We start from the raw sequence: 15,540 nt of genomic DNA, 5'->3' as shown, positions 1-15,540 counted from the left end.
GCGAAACTGGTGAACTGAGTGCGTCCGCGGCGCGGATGCGGCTCAGTTGCGGATATGCAGCTTCTCTCCATGCGGCCCGAAGATGGCGATCGCCTCGACCGGCCCGTCCACGGTGCCGAACCAGTGCGGTGTCCAGGTCGAGAACTCCACGGCCTCACCGGGTTTGATGGTGAAGTCGCGATCTCCGAGCAGCAGCCGGAGGTTCCCCGACAACACGTAGAGCCACTCCTGGCCGTCGTGCACCGGCAGCTCGGCGGGTGGCGTCCGGCGCCGGGTGCTCACGCGAATCTTGAAGGTGTGCAGCCCGCCGGCCGGCCCGCCGCGGGTGAGTGGCCAGTAGGTGATGCCGTCGCGGCTGTGTGACGCGCCGCGGACCCGCGGGTCCTCGGCCTCGGGTGCGCGCATGAGTTCGTCGGTGCTGATCGACAGCGCCGCGGCGAGCCGGGGCAGGTGGTCGAGTGCGAATCGGCGCTTGCCCGATTCCAGGCGGCTCAACGTCGAGATGTCGATATCGGCCGCGCGCGCAACGTCTTCCAGCGTCATGCCGCGTTGCGTGCGCAGTTCTCGCAGTCGCCGCCGGACCCGCGCTTCGATATCGTCGTCCTCAGGGTTTGCCTGCATGGCAAATCAGCTTGGCATTTTCGCCATCGCCCGGCAAGGTCGGTGTCATGAACAACGAATGGGAATGCGCCATCGTCGGTGGCGGCGCGGCGGGGCTGAGCGCCGCACTGGTGCTCGGACGAGCGCGACGACGCACCCTGGTCATCGACGCCGGTGAGCAGAGCAACCTCGCGGCCCACGGCATCGGGGGACTGCTGGGTCAGGATGGACGGCCGCCGGCCGACCTGTACGCCGACGGGCGCCGTGAGCTGACCGAGTACCCGTCGGTGCAGGTCATCGACGGGCAGGTCACCAGTGCGACGGCACAGGACGGCCCCGCGTTCCGGCTCGAACTCGCCGACGGATCGGTGCACCACGCCCGGCGGATACTGCTGGCCGGCGGCATGCAGTACGACGCGCCCGACATCCCGGGGTTGGACGAGCACTGGGGCGGGTCGGTGTTCCACTGCCCGTTCTGCCACGGCTGGGAAGCGCGCGACCAGGCGCTGGCCGTCCTCGCCGACGGCGACCGGGCCGTGCACATGGCGCTGATGCTGCGCGGCTGGACCGACGACATCGTCGTCGTGTCGAACGGTCCCTCCGGTCTGGATGACGACCAGAACCGCACGCTGGCCGCTGCCGGTGTCCGGGTCGACGAGCGCAAGATCGTCGAATTCGCCTCGCGCGACGGCGCATTGACCGCCGTGGTGTTCGCCGACGGCGACGAGCTCGAGCGCGAGGGCGTGCTGGTGGCCAGCGCCTTGCGGCAGCGGACCGACCTGGCGACCCAGCTCGGCGTGCGGATCGCCCCGCCGGGTCCGGTCGTCGTCGACGCCGTGAAGGTCGACCCGATACAGCGCACGTCGGTGCCCGGCGTCTTCGCCGCGGGCGACGTCTGCGCGCAGATGCCCCAGGTGGCGGCGGCGATCGCCGCCGGTTCCGCCGCGGCCGCCGCGATCGTGCAGAGTCTGCTGCACGACCAGTTCGGCCTACCCGTCATGCCCTGGCCCCACTTCGATACGCAGGAGGATTGATGTCCACGACGGAAACGCCCCAGGAGCACTGGGAAAGCCGGTACGCCGAGAAACCACAGATGTGGAGCGGCCGGGTCAACGCCCATCTCGCGAAGATTGCCGGCGAGCTGACGCCGGGCCGCGCGCTCGATCTGGGGTGCGGCGAGGGCGCCGACGCCATCTGGCTCGCCACCGCGGGCTGGCAGGTCGTGGCGGTCGACATCGCCACCAACGCCCTGGACCGGGCCCGCAGCGCGGCCGAGGCCAGGGGAGTGGCCGAGCGCATCGACTTTCAGCACCACGACCTGTCGCACACTTTCCCGGCGGGCAGCTTCGATCTGGTGTCTGCGCAGTTCCTGCACTCCACGGTCCATCTGGAGCGCCGGCAAATACTGCAGCAGGCGTCAGCTGCCGTCGCCCCGGGTGGCACCCTGTTGATCGTCGACCACGGCGAGGCGCCGCCGTGGGCCGCCAAACATATCCATGACCACCACTTTCAGTCCGCTGGCGAGGTCGTCGCCGAGCTCGATCTGCCTGACGAAGGCTGGCAGAAGCAGCACGTCGGTACTGTAGAACGCGAGGCAATCGGCCCTACCGGCGAACCCGCCGTTTTGCGGGACAATCTGATTGTCCTGCACCGCACGCACTGATCGGAGGTCACCGGGTGGTCAAACATCGGCTCGATTTCCGGCTGGCCGCGGAGTCGATGCTGTTGGTGACCGCCTGTCTGTGCCTGCTGTTCGGTGGTCACCAGGCGGTTCAGGTCCTGACCGACGCCATGGGCAACTCGCTGGCCACCTCCGGCGACTGGTCGCTGGGGCCGGCCGCCGCGTTGCTGGTGTACGGACCGCGGCAGGTGTGGGCGCACTGGGCGATCACAGTGCCGGTGATCGTGGTGCTCGGTCTCGGCCTGGCGCTCGCCCGCACGCGTCGGGACGGGCCGCGCTGGCTGAAACAGGTGCTCCTGGTGTACGGCGCGATCGTTGTGCTGGACTCGCTGGTCGCGGCGCTCTGACCAGCTGATATGGTATCGGCGCGGACGAGTTGGCCGGGCGGCCGCGGGACCGAGAGGTTTCGAGGAAAGTCCGGACTTCACAGAGCAGGGTGATTGCTAACGGCAATCCGAGGTGACTCGCGGGACAGTGCCACAGAAAACAGACCGCCGTCTGAGCCTGGTGCGAAGACGGTAAGGGTGAAACGGTGCGGTAAGAGCGCACCAGCATTCCGGGTGACCGGAGTGGCTAGGTAAACCCCACCCGAAGCAAGGCCAAGAAGGCCGCAACCTGGTTGCGGTTGCGCAGGTGCCCGAGGGCTGCTCGCCCGAGCCTGCGGGTAGGCCGCTTGAGGCACCCGGCGACGGTGTGCCCAGATGGATGGTCGCCGCCCCGCCACCAGCGATGGTGGCGGGGAACAGAATCCGGCTTACAGGCCAGCTCGTCCGCCCCGCTACTTCTTCACTTTGCGCATCGCGCGCGCCAGCGCCTTGAGCGAAGCATCCAACTGCAGCCGGGCGTACTCGGCGACCTCGGCCTCCTGCTGGTACAGGATGCCGTAGGTGAAGGTGTCCTCGCCCGCGGCGTGGGCAGCCTCGGCTTGCTGGACAAGATGTCCGCGGCTGACGTAGCTGTCCTGGTGGTCGCCCAGCAGCGTCTGGATGTCCTTGGCGCAGTCGGCCACCTTCGACTCGCCCATGGCGGCCGCGGTGTAGCGAAGCCGCTTGGCGCCCTTGCGGATTCGGTGCAGCGCCTCCTCGCTGTCCTCGGCGCCCTCGGCTTCCGCCGATTCAGCCCGCCGCACCGACTTGCGGACGCGGCGGTAGGCGCCGCCGACGGTCACCGGCTTGGCTTCCTCGTCGGCGGTGGCCGGCTGGGTGTTGTCGACGACGATCGCATCGAGTGCGTCGAGCAGATGGAAGTAGCGCTCCGACCGCATCGCCGTCAGCGACCGCCGCAGCCCGGACTGGTAGCGCCGTTGGGAACCGTCGACGAGGCGCTCGCGCACCTGCCCTCGCACCAGCTCCGGCGCAAGCCCCTTCAGCGCATCGTCGTACCGCTGGGCGAGCACCTCGGCGTCGCGCGCGGTGCCCAGCACCGCGGCCAGCAGCTTCAGCTCGTCGAGTACCCACTCGCGGTCACCGAGATTGCCGGTCTCCTGCAGCAGGCTCCGAATCTTGCGGATCGTGACCCGCATCTGGTGCACCGAATCGAAGGCGTCGGCGCGGACCGCGCGATCCCAGTCGATCAACTCGGCGATGTGCGCCGCGATGGCGCGGTGCACCTTGTCCGTCGGCTCGGGCGCCGGCGGCGGCGCGTCCCCGCCCCGGGCCGCGGCGAGGACCTTGGCCAGCTTGGACCCGTGCCCGGCCGGCTGCGCACCCGCATCGAAGAGCCGGTTGGCCAGCCGGTCGAGTACCTCGGGACCCGAGTCGGCGGCCTCCGAATCCGCGCCGACCAGCTCCAGCTCCCACTCGCGCCAGTTCTGCAGCGACTCGCCCGCCGTGGCGGTGACCCGGTCGTCGCAGAACTCGGCCAGCTCGGTGTCGTCCGGCGTGTACAGCATCGACACGGTCCGCTCGGTCTCGATGCGCGCGACCGGTTGCAGCGAGCGGTCGCGCACGATGGCCAGCACGATGTCGCGCAGTTCGTCGGGCACGCTCTCGCGCGCCGCGGTGATCGGCAGCCGCACCTCGGTGCGCGCGTCGGCTCCGGCCGGCAGCTTCAGGTGCCAGCCCGCGTCGGTGCCGCCGGTGCGCCGCCGCAGCGTGATCTTGTGCGCCGCCAGATCATGATCCGGGGTGTCGAAGTACACCGCATCCAGATGCGCGACGGGCAGTTGCTCGACCCGGCCGACGGCGGACAATCCGTCGAACGACGGGGACACCGTGCTGTCGACCACCGCGAACTTGCGTTCAATCTCGGTGTGGCGGGACGGTTTACGCTTGCCAGCGGCCATGTTCACCTTCATTTGCGACCCGGGACGGGCAGTACCAACGCTGCCATTAGGGTGCCATATCGCGGCGCCGCACCCGCTGCCGATAACGTCTTGAAGCGTGACCGAATTCGAGACACTGAAGTTCGCCCAGTCCGGTGCCGTCGTGAATATCGTGCTCGACCGGCCCGAGGCCGCCAACGGCATGAACGACGCCCTCACCCGCGACCTCGCGAAGGCTGCCGCGCTGTGCGACACCGCCGGCGTCAAGGTCGTCACCCTGACCGGCGCCGGACGGTTCTTCTGCGCCGGCGGCGACCTCAAGGCGATGGCTGCTGCCGAGGACCCGGGCGCGTTCGTCAAGGGCATCGCGGACGACCTGCACCGCGCCATGTCGACGTTCGCCCGCATGGACGCCGTGCTGATCACCGCCGTCAACGGCGTCGCCGCCGGCGCGGGCTTCCCGCTGGGCGTCTCCGGCGATCTGGTGCTCGCCGCCGAGTCGGCGTCGTTCACGATGGCGTACACCAAGGCCGGCCTGAGCCCCGACGGCGGATCGTCATATGTGCTGCCGCGGCTGATCGGCCTGCGCCGCACGCAGGAACTCATGATCACCAACCGCGTGCTGAAGGCCGCTGAGGCCGCCGACTGGGGCCTGGTCACGCGCGTCGTGCCCGACGCCGAGTTGCCCGCCGCGCTCGACGCCCTGGCCGCCGAGGTCGCCACGCAGCCCGGCGGTTCCAACGCCGCGGTCAAGCAGCTGCTGCTGACCACCTACGGCGCTGACTACGAGACCCAGCTGGAACGCGAGGGCCGGCTGATCGCCAAGTGCGCGTCGTCGGCCGACGGCAAAGAAGGCGTCGGCGCGTTCGTCGGCAAGCGCAAGCCGGAATTCGCGTAACGACGAGTGTGAGGGCTGTGCACGCAGTTTCACAGATTCGCGTGCACAGCCCTCACAGTCGCGCTCAGTAAGAGTGCTCCTCGGCGGGGAACACGCTGGAGGCCACCTCGGCGGCGTATTGCCGTGCGGCACGGCCCAATTCGGCACCGACGTCGCCGAAACGCTTGACGAACTTGGCGGTCTTGCCCGCCGTCATGCCCGCCATGTCCTGCCACACCAGCACCTGCGCGTCGCAGTTGGCGCCGGCGCCGATGCCGACGGTCGGGATGGTCAGCTTGCCGGTGATCTGCGTGGCCAGCTCCGCCGGCACCATCTCCAGTACGACGGCGATGGCGCCGGCCTCGGCGACGGCGATGGCGTCGTGGATGGTCTGATCGCCGGCCTCACCGCGGCCCTGGACCCGGAAGCCGCCGAGCCCGTTGACGCTCTGCGGGGTGAAACCGATGTGGGCCACGACGGGGATGCCGGCCTGGGTCAGTGCGGCGATCTGCTCGACCATCCGCTCACCGCCCTCCAGCTTGACCGCGTGGGCGCCGGTCTCCTTCATGAACCGCGTGGCCGTCGCGAGCGCCTGCTGCGGGCTCGCCTCGTAGCTGCCGAACGGCAGATCGGCGACCACCAGCGCGTGCGGGGCGCCCTTGACGACCGCGCGGGCCAGGGGGATCAACTCGTCGATGGTGATGGGCAGGGTGGTGTCGTAGCCGTAGACCACGTTGGCCGCCGAATCGCCGACCAGCAGGACGGGAATCTCGGCGTCATCGAAAATGCGGGCGGAGGAGTAGTCGTAGGCCGTGAGCATCGCCCACTTGTGGCCTTCGGCCTTCCATTTCGCCAGGTGGTGGGTACGAATCTTGGTTCGCGGGGTCGTACAGACAGACTCCGGGGCAGCGCCGTAAACCTGATCAGACATCGTCGTCCTCAAATGTGTTGGTCGGTACGAACCTCGAGGCCCATATCGGGTCCCCGGGACGTTTGACGCCGTCAAGTCTGCCACCACCGCACCCCCAAGGTGAACGACACATGAAGTGGAATGCCTCACATTGGGTAAACCGGGCCGCCTACGATCACGCCCATGCCCGGATATCAACGGCTCAGCGGACTCGACGCCAGCTTCCTCTATCTGGAGACCGCCGTGCAGCCCCTGCACGTGTGCGCGGTGCTGGAACTCGACGCCGCCACCATTCCGGGTGGCTACACCTTCGACAAGATGCGGCAGATGCTCAGCGAGCGCATCGCGGCCATGCCGCAGTTCCGCGAGAAGCTGGCCGACTCGCCGCTGAACCTCGACCACCCCGTGTGGGTCGAGGACCAGGATTTCGACATCGACCGGCACGTTCACCGGATCGGGCTGCCGGCCCCGGGCGGCCGTGTCGAGCTGTCCGAGATCTGCGGGCACATCGCCGCGCTGCAGCTGGACCGTAGCCGCCCGCTGTGGGAGATGTGGGTGATCGAGAACATCGCCGGCACCGACGCCCACGACGGTGGTCGGCTGGCGGTGATGACCAAGATGCACCACGCCGGCATCGACGGCGTCACGGGCGCCAACCTGATGTCGCAGCTGTGCACCCTCGAGCCGGATGCGCCGGCGCCCGAGCCCGTGCCGGCCGCCGGCACCGCGTCCGAACTCGAGATCGCCGTCGGCGGGGCGGTCAAGTACTTCACCCGGCCGCTGAAGCTGGCCAACGTGCTGCCCTCGACGGCGACGACCGTCATCGACACCGTCCGCCGCGCCGCCAAGGGCCTGACCATGGCGGCGCCGTTCGCCGCGCCCAAGACGGCCTTCAACGTCAACGTCACCGCGCACCGCAACGTCGCCTTCGCGCAGCTGGACCTGGCGGACATCAAGACCGTCAAGAACCACTTCCACGTCAAGGTCAACGACGTGGTGCTGGCGCTGGTGTCGGGCGCGCTGCGGCGCTACCTGGCCGAGCGCGACGCGCTGCCGGAATCGACCCTGGTGGCCATGTGCCCGGTGTCCGTGCGTGACAAATCCGACCGCCCGGGCCGCAATCAGGTATCGGGCATGTTCGCCAAACTCGAGACCACCATCGAAGACCCCGCCGAACGTTTGCGGGCCATCGCCGACGCGAGCACCGTTGCCAAACAACACAGTTCGGCCATCAGCGCGACGCTGCTGCAGGACTGGTCGCAGTTCGCCGCGCCGTCGGTGTTCGGCGCCGCGATGCGGGTGTTCGCATCGACCGGCCTGGCCGAGGCCAAGCCCGTGCAAAACCTCGTCGTCTCGAACGTGCCCGGTCCGCAGGATCCGCTGTACATGCTCGGCGCTGAGGTCAAGGCGATGTACCCGCTGGGCCCGCTGTTCCACGGCTCCGGGCTCAATATCACGGTGATGTCCCTCAACGGCACGCTCGACGTCGGCCTGATCTCCTGCCCGGAGCTGGTTCCGGACCTGTGGGACATGGCCGACGAGTTCGCCGCCGCGTTGGACGAACTGGTCGCCACCGTCTGACGGCGCGCGGCAACGCCCTCATCAGGTCAGACCAGCGCACATGGCACCATGGTCGACCATGAACCTCAGACGGGGGAGTCTCGCCGCAGCAATGGTGCTCGTGCTGGCGACAGGCTGCAGCCAGGTGATCGACGGACGCGCCACCCGCGCGGTGCCGAAGCCGGGCGCGCCCCTGCAGTGGTCGCCGTGCCAGACCACGTCCCCGGACTCGCAGTCGCGCATCCCCAAGGGCGCCGAGTGCGCGATGCTGTCGGTGCCCGTCGACTACAGCAAGCCCGACGGCGACGTCGCCCAGCTGGCGTTGCTGCGGATCAAGGCGACCGGCGACAAGATCGGTTCGCTCGTGATCAACCCCGGCGGTCCCGGGGAGTCCGGCGTCAGCGCCGCGGTGTCGTTGCTCAACAACATTCCCGACTCGGTCCGGCAGCGCTTCGACCTCGTCGGCTTCGACCCCCGCGGCGTCGGGTCCTCCAAGCCCGCCGTGTGGTGCAACTCCGACGCCGACAACGACCGGCAGCGCGCCGACCCGCAGGTCGACTACTCGCCGGCCGGTGTCGCGCACATCGAATCCGAGACCAAGGCGTTCGTGCAGCGCTGCGTCGACAAGATGGGCAAGGAGTTCCTCGAGAACGTCGGAACCGCCAACGTCGCCAAGGATTTGGATGCCATCCGGGCCGCCCTCGGCGACGACAAGCTGACCTACCTCGGTTACTCGTACGGCACCCGGATCGGCGCCCAATACGCCGAGGACTACCCGGACAAGGTGCGCTCGATGATCCTCGACGGGGCCGTCGACCCCAACGCCGATCCGATCGAAGCCGACATCAACCAGGCCGCCGCGTTCCAGACCGCGTTCAACAACTACGCCGCCGACTGCGCGACCAGCCCCGACTGCCCGCTGGGCACCGACCCGGCCAAGGTCAACGACGTCTACCACAGCCTGGTCGACCCGCTGGTCCAGAAGCCCGCTGCCACAAAGGATCCGCGCGGTCTGAGCTACAGCGACGCGTTGGTCGGCACCATCCTGCCGCTGTACTCGCCGGCCATGTGGAAGGACCTCACCGCCGGGCTGACCGAGCTCGCGGGAGGGCACGGCGACATCATGCTGCGGCTCGCCGACGCCTACATGGGCCGCGACCCCGACGGCCACTACGACAACTCGACCGACGCCCGGGTGGCCGTCAACTGTGTCGACGAGCCGCCGATCACCGACCGCGCCAAGGTCATTGCCGAGGACAAGCGCACCCGTGAGGTGGCGCCGTTCATGAGCTACGGCCAGTTCACCGGCGACGCCCCGCTGGGCACCTGCGCGTTCTGGCCGGTGCCGCCGACGTCCAAGCCGCACGAGATTTCGGTCAAGGGCCTGGCGCCGACGCTGGTGGTGTCGACGGTGCACGACCCGGCCACGCCGTACCAGGCCGGCGTGGACCTGGCCAAGGAACTCGGTGGCAGTCTGCTGACGTTCGACGGCACCCAGCACACCGTGGTGTTCCAGGGCAACAGCTGCGTCGACGATCACGCTGCCGGCTATCTGGTCAACGGGGTCGTGCCCGAGGCCGGCGCGAAATGCTGAGTGCTGTCACACGATAACCGTTCGGTCACCGTCTGATTGCCGGGTTGTCTCCCTCCGGAACCAGGCTTCGGCTCGGCTGTGCGCCGTGCGACCATGTGTGCCATGTGGCGGGCGGGCAGTCGAGGACGACGGTGTGCGGTAGGGGTCGTCGGATTGCTGGTGGCCATCAGCGCCGCACCGGGATCGGCCGCGCACGCGGCTCCTGAATCTCTGCAGTCCTACTACGAACAGGCACCGGTCTGGGGTGGCTGCGAACCCTTCATCGGTGACACCACGGACCTGCCGACGGCGCGGTGCGCCAACATCAGCGTCCCCGTCGACTACGCGGATCCGCAAGGGCCGCAAGCGAAACTGGCCGTCATCCGGGTCCCGGCCTCGGGCCAGCGCCTCGGCGTGCTGCTCGTCAACCCCGGTGGTCCGGGCGCGTCGGCCGTCAACACCGTCGCGGGCATGGGCGCCGTCCTGTCCGACACCGAGATCGGCCGCAGCTTCGATCTCGTCGGCTTCGATCCGCGTGGCGTGGGGCATTCGACGCCGCAGTTGCGGTGCCGCAGCGACGCCGAATTCGATGCGAACCGCCGCGACCCGATGGTCGACTACAGCCCGGCCGGCGTGGCGCACATCGAAGCCGTCAGCCGCCGCACGGCGCAGGACTGCCTGGAACAGATGGGCAGCAGCTTCCTGGCCAACGTCGGAACCGCCTCGGCGGCAAGGGATATGGACGTGGTGCGGGCCGCGCTCGGGGAGTCGCAGATCAACTATCTCGGCTTCTCCTACGGCACCGAGCTCGGTGCGGCCTATGCCGAACGGTTCCCCGACCGGGTGCGCGCCATGGTGCTCGACGGCGCCGTCGACCCCAACGCCGATCCGGTCACCGAGAACCTGCTCCAATTGGCGGGATTCCAAACGGCTTTCAACGACTATGCGGCGGACTGCGCACAGTCGGTCGGCTGCCCGTTGGGGACCGACCCGACGCAGTTCGTGGCGCGGTACCAGCAGTTGGTCAATCCGCTCGCCGTGCGTCCGGGTCTGACGTCCGATCCGCGGGGCCTGAGCTACTCCGACGCGATCACCGGCACCATCAACGCGCTCTATACGAAGAAGTACTGGAAGTTCCTGACCAGCGGGCTGCTCGGACTGCAGCGCGGCGGCGACGCCGGTGATCTGCTGCTGCTGGCCGACGATTACCAGCACCGTGATCAGAACGGACGCTACGCGCCCCTGCAGGACGCGTTCACCGCGATCCGGTGCGTCGACGCGCCGTTCCCGACCGATCCCGCGACCTGGGCGGCCGCCGACCAGCGCGCGCGTCAGCTGGCGCCGTTCATGAGCTACGGCCAGTACACCGGCTACGCGCCGCGCGACGTCTGCGCCATGTGGCCGGTGCCCGCGACGTCCCGTCCGCACGCACCGGCGTCGCCCGGCCCGGGCAAGGTCGTCGTCGTCTCCACCACGCACGACCCGGCCACGCCGTATCAAGCCGGGGTGAACCTGGCGCGCGAACTGGGCGCCTCACTCATCAGCTACGAGGGCACCCAGCACACCGTCGTGTTCAACGGCGACCGGTGTGTCGACACGGCCGTGGTGGCGTTCCTGACGCAGTCCGTGCTGCCGGCGGCGGGATTGCGGTGCTGACCTGAGCGTCTCACCAGCGAAACATGCCGAACAGAGTCCACTTGGTAACACGGATTTAACAGCTGCTGCCTACGCTGCGGACATGGATCGCCAGAAGGAATTCGTGCTGCGCACGCTGGAAGAACGCGACATTCGCTTTGTCCGGTTGTGGTTCACCGACGTGCTCGGATACCTCAAGTCCGTGGCGATCGCGCCGGCCGAGCTGGAAGGCGCCTTCGAAGAGGGCATCGGCTTCGACGGATCCGCCATCGAGGGCTTCGCCCGCGTCTCCGAGGCCGACATGGTGGCCCGGCCGGATCCGTCCACCTTCCAGGTGCTGCCGTGGACCACCAAGAGCACCGGCAAGCACTACTCGGCCCGCATGTTCTGCGACATCACCATGCCCGACGGTTCGCCGTCGTGGGCCGACTCGCGGCACGTGCTGCGCCGGCAACTGGCCAAGGCCAGCGATCTGGGCTTCTCCTGCTACGTGCACCCGGAGATCGAGTTCTTCCTGCTGGAGCCCGGCCCCAACGACGGCTCGGTGCCGGTGCCGGCCGACAACAACGGCTACTTCGACCAGGCCGTGCACGACTCGGCCCCGAACTTCCGCCGGCACGCCATCGAGGCCCTCGAGTCGATGGGCATCTCGGTGGAGTTCAGCCACCACGAGGGCGCGCCCGGCCAGCAGGAAATCGACCTGCGCTACGCCGACGCCCTGTCGATGGCCGACAACGTCATGACGTTCCGGTACCTGGTCAAGGAAGTCGCGATCAACGAAGGCGTGCGGGCCACGTTCATGCCCAAGCCCTTCAGCCAGTACCCGGGCTCGGCGATGCACACGCACATGAGCCTGTTCGAGGGCGAGACCAACGCCTTCCACAGCGCCGACGACCCGCTGCAGCTGTCGGACGTCGCCAAGTCCTTCATCGCCGGCATCCTGACGCACGCCAGCGAGATCAGCGCCGTCACCAACCAGTGGGTGAACTCCTACAAGCGGCTGGTGCACGGCGGCGAGGCGCCGACCGCCGCGTCGTGGGGTGCGGCCAACCGCTCCGCACTGGTCCGGGTCCCGATGTACACGCCGCGCAAGGCGTCGTCGCGCCGTATCGAGGTGCGCAGCCCCGACTCGGCATGCAACCCGTACCTGGCGTTCGCGGTGCTGCTGGCCGCCGGCCTGCGCGGCATCGAGAAGGGCTACGAGCTGGGGCCGCAGGCCGAGGACAACGTCTGGAACCTGACGCCCGAGGAACGGCTCGCGATGGGTTACAAGGAACTGCCGTCGAGCCTGGGCGTGGCGCTGGCCGAGATGGAGAAGTCCGAGCTCGTCGCCGAGGCGTTGGGGGAGCACGTCTTCGACTACTTCCTGCGCAACAAGCGCACCGAGTGGGAGACCTACCGCAGCCACGTGACACCGTTCGAACTCAAGGAATACCTGTCGCTGTGACGCCGTGATGGTGCGCTAACGTCGGGTGGTGCCCAACCCCGCGACGCAGCGCCCCACACAGCCCAGCGTCGGGCGCCTCGGGTTGGTGGCGCCCACGGCGCGGGCGGATCTGGACCGGCTCGGCTGGAACACCGACGCGCACGTCCCGTTGTTGTGGTCGCTGTCGCGCGCCCCTGACGCCGACAGCGCCCTGCGCGCCATGGTGCGGATCGCGGACGCCCTCGAGGGCGACTGGGCCGAACTCGGCACGCTGCTGGTGACCGACACGGCGCTGCGCGGCCGGCTGTTCGCCGTGCTGGGCTCGTCGCTGGCCCTGGGCGACCATCTGGTGGCGCACCCGCTTTCGTGGCGACTGCTGCGCGGTGAGATCACGCTGCCGTCCCGCGCCGAGCTGCTCGAGGACTTCGAGCGGTTGGCGGCCGAATTGTGCAGGACGGCCGGCACCTCCGCTGTTTCCCATGTGCTGCAGACCTACTACCGCGACCGCATCCTGGTGCTGGCGGCGCTGGACGTCGCGCCGACGGTCGAGAACGAACCGGTGCTGCCGTACGTCACGGTGGGCGAGCACCTGTCCGACCTGGCCGATGCGGCGCTCGGGGCGGCACTGGTCGTCGCCACCCGGACGGTGTGCGGCGACGAACCCGGTCCCCGGCTCGCGGTCATCGCGATGGGCAAATGCGGTGCGCGCGAACTGAATTACGTCAGCGACGTCGACGTCATCTTCGTGGCCGAGGCGGCGGACTCGGTGACCACGCGGGTGGCCGGCGAGATGATGCGGTTCGCCGGCGAGACCTTCTTCGAGGTCGACGCCGCGCTGCGGCCCGAGGGCAAGGCCGGTCAGCTGGTCCGCACCCTGGAGTCGCATGTCGCGTACTACCAGCGCTGGGCCAAAACCTGGGAATTCCAGGCACTTTTGAAGGCCCGCGCGGCCGTCGGCGATGCCGAACTGGGCGAACAGTACATCGACGCGCTGATGCCGATGGTCTGGACCGCTTGTGACCGTGAGGATTTCGTGCCCGACGTGCAGGCCATGCGCCGCCGCGTCGAGGAACTGGTGCCCGCCGGGGTGAAGTCCCGAGAACTGAAGCTCGGCAAGGGTGGGCTCCGCGACGTCGAGTTCGCGGTCCAGCTGCTGCAACTCGTGCACGGCCGCAATGACGATTCGCTGCATGTCGCCTCCACGGTCGACGCATTGGCCGCGCTCGGCTCGGGCGGTTACATCGGCCGCGACGACACCGCCAATCTCACTGCGTCATATGAGTTTCTGCGGATGCTGGAGCACCGGCTGCAACTGCAGCGGCTCAAGCGCACCCACCTGTTGCCCGAGGACGGCGACGACGAGGCGTGGCGCTGGCTGGCGCGGGCGGCGCACATCCGGCCTGACGGCCAGCACGACGCGCTCGGGGTTCTCCGTGAGGATCTGAAGCGGCAGAACATGCGGGTGTCCCGCCTGCACGCCAAGCTCTTCTATCAGCCACTGCTCGAAGTGGGGAACCAGTTCGGTCCGAGCCTGACCACCGCCGCGGCCGAAAGGCAGTTGGCCGCACTGGGTTACGAAGGCCCGCAGAGTGCGCTGACGCACCTGGCCGCGCTCACGAGTGCCAGCGGCCGCCGTGGCACGGTGCAGCAGGTGCTGCTGCCGACGCTGCTGGACTGGCTGTCGGACACCCCGGATCCGGACGCGGGCCTGCTGGCGTACCGGCGGATCAGCGAGGAACTGGGGGACCAGCGCTGGTTCCTGTCGACTCTGCGCGACGAGGGCGCCGTCGCCAAGCGGCTGATGCGGGTGCTCGGCACCTCGGCCTACGTACCGGAGCTGTTGATGCGGGCGCCCGAAGTCCTGCAGCAGTACGCCGACGGTCCGCAGGGGCCGAAACTGCTTGAGGTGGAACCGGATGCGGTGTTCCGCGCGCTCGTCGCGTCGGCCGGACGGCACGCCGACCCGGTGCGGGCCATCGCCGCGGCGCGCACCCTGCGTCGCCGGGAACTGGCGCGGGTGGCGTCGGCCGACCTGCTGGGGCTGCTCGAGGTGGTCGATGTCTGCAAGGCGCTGACGTCGGTGTGGGTCGCGGTGCTGCAGGCCGCGCTCGATGCGGTGATCCGGGCGCGCTCCGGAGCCGGCGGCCCGCTGGCGCGCATCGCCGTCATCGGCATGGGCCGCCTCGGCGGCGGTGAGCTGGGCTATGGGTCGGACGCGGACGTGATGTTCGTCTGCGAACCGGTTGCGGGCGTGGAGGATTCGACCGCGGTGCGCTGGGCGATCGGGGTCGCCGAACAGGTGCGGACGTTGTTGGGGCAGCCCAGCAGCGACCCGCCGCTGGAGGTCGACGCCGGGCTGCGGCCGGAGGGCCGAAACGGCTCGCTGGTGCGGACGCTGGCGTCGTACGAGTCGTACTACGCGCAGTGGGCCCAGCCGTGGGAGATTCAGGCCCTGCTGCGGGCGCACCGGGTGGCGGGCGACCTGGAACTGGGCGAGCGCTTCCTGCTGATGGCGGACAAGACCCGCTATCCGACCGGTGGCGTCTCGGCAGATGCGGTACGGGAAATCCGGCGGATCAAGGCGCGGGTCGATGCCGAGCGGTTGCCCCGCGGCGCCGACCCCAACACCCACACCAAGCTGGGCCGCGGTGGCCTGGCCGACGTGGAGTGGACCGTGCAGCTGCTCCAATTGCGTTATGCGCATCAGGTTCCCACGCTGCACAACACGTCGACACTGCAAGCGCTGGACGCCATCGAGGCGGCCCAGCTGATCGAGGGTGACGAGGCGGACATCCTGCGGCAGGCCTGGCTGACCGCGACCCGCGCGCGCAACGCCCTGGTGCTAGTCCGCGGCAAACCGACCGACCAACTGCCCGGGCCGGGACGTCAGCTCAACGCGGTCGCCGTGGCGGCCGGTTGGCCGAGCGGCGACGGCGGCGCCTTCCTGGACAACTATCTGCGCGTGACTCGTCGTGCCAAAACCGTGGTGCGCAAGGTGTTCGGGGAGTAGGCGAC

Annotated in this window: 12 protein-coding genes and 1 other RNA gene; 10 read left to right on the top strand and 3 right to left on the bottom strand. The window is 69.1% G+C overall.

Annotated features, from left to right (window positions below; genetic code table 11):
• Positions 1-42: 42 nt before the first annotated feature.
• Positions 43-621, bottom strand: a complete 579-nt coding sequence (locus G6N46_RS08955; RefSeq protein WP_138248576.1) for a helix-turn-helix domain-containing protein — start codon at positions 619-621, stop codon at positions 43-45.
• A gap of 47 nt (positions 622-668) precedes the next feature.
• Between G6N46_RS08955 and G6N46_RS08950 the strand changes: the two genes are divergently transcribed.
• The 4 genes from G6N46_RS08950 (at position 669) to rnpB (ending at position 3,054) form a co-directional block, all read left to right on the top strand.
• The gene (locus tag G6N46_RS08950) at positions 669-1,634 is read left to right on the top strand and encodes an NAD(P)/FAD-dependent oxidoreductase (RefSeq protein WP_138248577.1); all 966 of its coding nucleotides are present in this window, start codon (positions 669-671) and stop codon (positions 1,632-1,634) included.
• Entirely contained in the window at positions 1,634-2,263 is a 630-nt protein-coding gene (locus G6N46_RS08945) for a class I SAM-dependent methyltransferase (protein ID WP_138248578.1), read from the top strand. Before G6N46_RS08950 ends, G6N46_RS08945 begins: the two co-directional genes overlap by 1 nt.
• A 14-nt stretch (positions 2,264-2,277) precedes the next feature.
• Complete coding sequence (locus G6N46_RS08940; protein ID WP_138248579.1) at positions 2,278-2,628, top strand: hypothetical protein; 351 nt, start codon at positions 2,278-2,280, stop codon at positions 2,626-2,628.
• Between the two features lie 25 nt (positions 2,629-2,653).
• An RNA gene (gene rnpB, locus G6N46_RS08935) (RNase P RNA component class A) lies at positions 2,654-3,054 on the top strand.
• A gap of 5 nt (positions 3,055-3,059) precedes the next feature.
• Here rnpB and G6N46_RS08930 read toward each other — a convergent pair.
• A complete protein-coding gene (locus G6N46_RS08930; RefSeq protein WP_167526399.1) occupies positions 3,060-4,565 on the bottom strand; it encodes a CYTH and CHAD domain-containing protein in 1,506 nt (501 codons plus the stop codon).
• A gap of 97 nt (positions 4,566-4,662) precedes the next feature.
• Between G6N46_RS08930 and G6N46_RS08925 the strand changes: the two genes are divergently transcribed.
• Positions 4,663-5,442 (top strand): enoyl-CoA hydratase/isomerase family protein, encoded by a 780-nt coding sequence (locus G6N46_RS08925; protein ID WP_061009818.1) that lies wholly within the window; start codon positions 4,663-4,665, stop codon positions 5,440-5,442.
• A 64-nt stretch (positions 5,443-5,506) separates the two neighbouring features.
• Here the strand turns inward: G6N46_RS08925 and panB are convergent, their stop codons facing one another.
• A complete protein-coding gene (gene panB, locus G6N46_RS08920; RefSeq protein WP_061005324.1) occupies positions 5,507-6,352 on the bottom strand; it encodes a 3-methyl-2-oxobutanoate hydroxymethyltransferase in 846 nt (281 codons plus the stop codon).
• 162 nt (positions 6,353-6,514) lie between these two features.
• Between panB and G6N46_RS08915 the strand changes: the two genes are divergently transcribed.
• From G6N46_RS08915 to G6N46_RS08895, 5 genes are all read left to right on the top strand, one after another.
• Positions 6,515-7,912 (top strand): WS/DGAT/MGAT family O-acyltransferase, encoded by a 1,398-nt coding sequence (locus tag G6N46_RS08915; RefSeq protein WP_138248581.1) that lies wholly within the window; start codon positions 6,515-6,517, stop codon positions 7,910-7,912.
• Positions 7,913-7,970: 58 nt separating this feature from the next.
• A complete protein-coding gene (locus tag G6N46_RS08910; protein ID WP_138248582.1) occupies positions 7,971-9,485 on the top strand; it encodes an alpha/beta hydrolase in 1,515 nt (504 codons plus the stop codon).
• 93 nt (positions 9,486-9,578) lie between these two features.
• Positions 9,579-11,120, top strand: coding sequence for an alpha/beta hydrolase (locus G6N46_RS08905; RefSeq protein WP_061005319.1), 1,542 nt, complete (start codon positions 9,579-9,581; stop codon positions 11,118-11,120).
• Positions 11,121-11,202: 82 nt separating this feature from the next.
• A complete protein-coding gene (gene glnA / locus G6N46_RS08900; protein ID WP_061005316.1) occupies positions 11,203-12,546 on the top strand; it encodes a type I glutamate--ammonia ligase in 1,344 nt (447 codons plus the stop codon).
• A 28-nt stretch (positions 12,547-12,574) separates the two neighbouring features.
• A complete protein-coding gene (locus tag G6N46_RS08895; protein ID WP_138248583.1) occupies positions 12,575-15,535 on the top strand; it encodes a bifunctional [glutamine synthetase] adenylyltransferase/[glutamine synthetase]-adenylyl-L-tyrosine phosphorylase in 2,961 nt (986 codons plus the stop codon).
• The last annotated feature ends 5 nt before the right edge of the window (positions 15,536-15,540 follow it).

Origin of the sequence: Mycolicibacterium phocaicum (assembly GCF_010731115.1) — a bacterium.
GTDB lineage: Bacteria > Actinomycetota > Actinomycetes > Mycobacteriales > Mycobacteriaceae > Mycobacterium > Mycobacterium phocaicum.
Note: the sequence above shows the minus strand (reverse complement) of the source record. Positions and strands in the feature narration are given on the sequence as shown.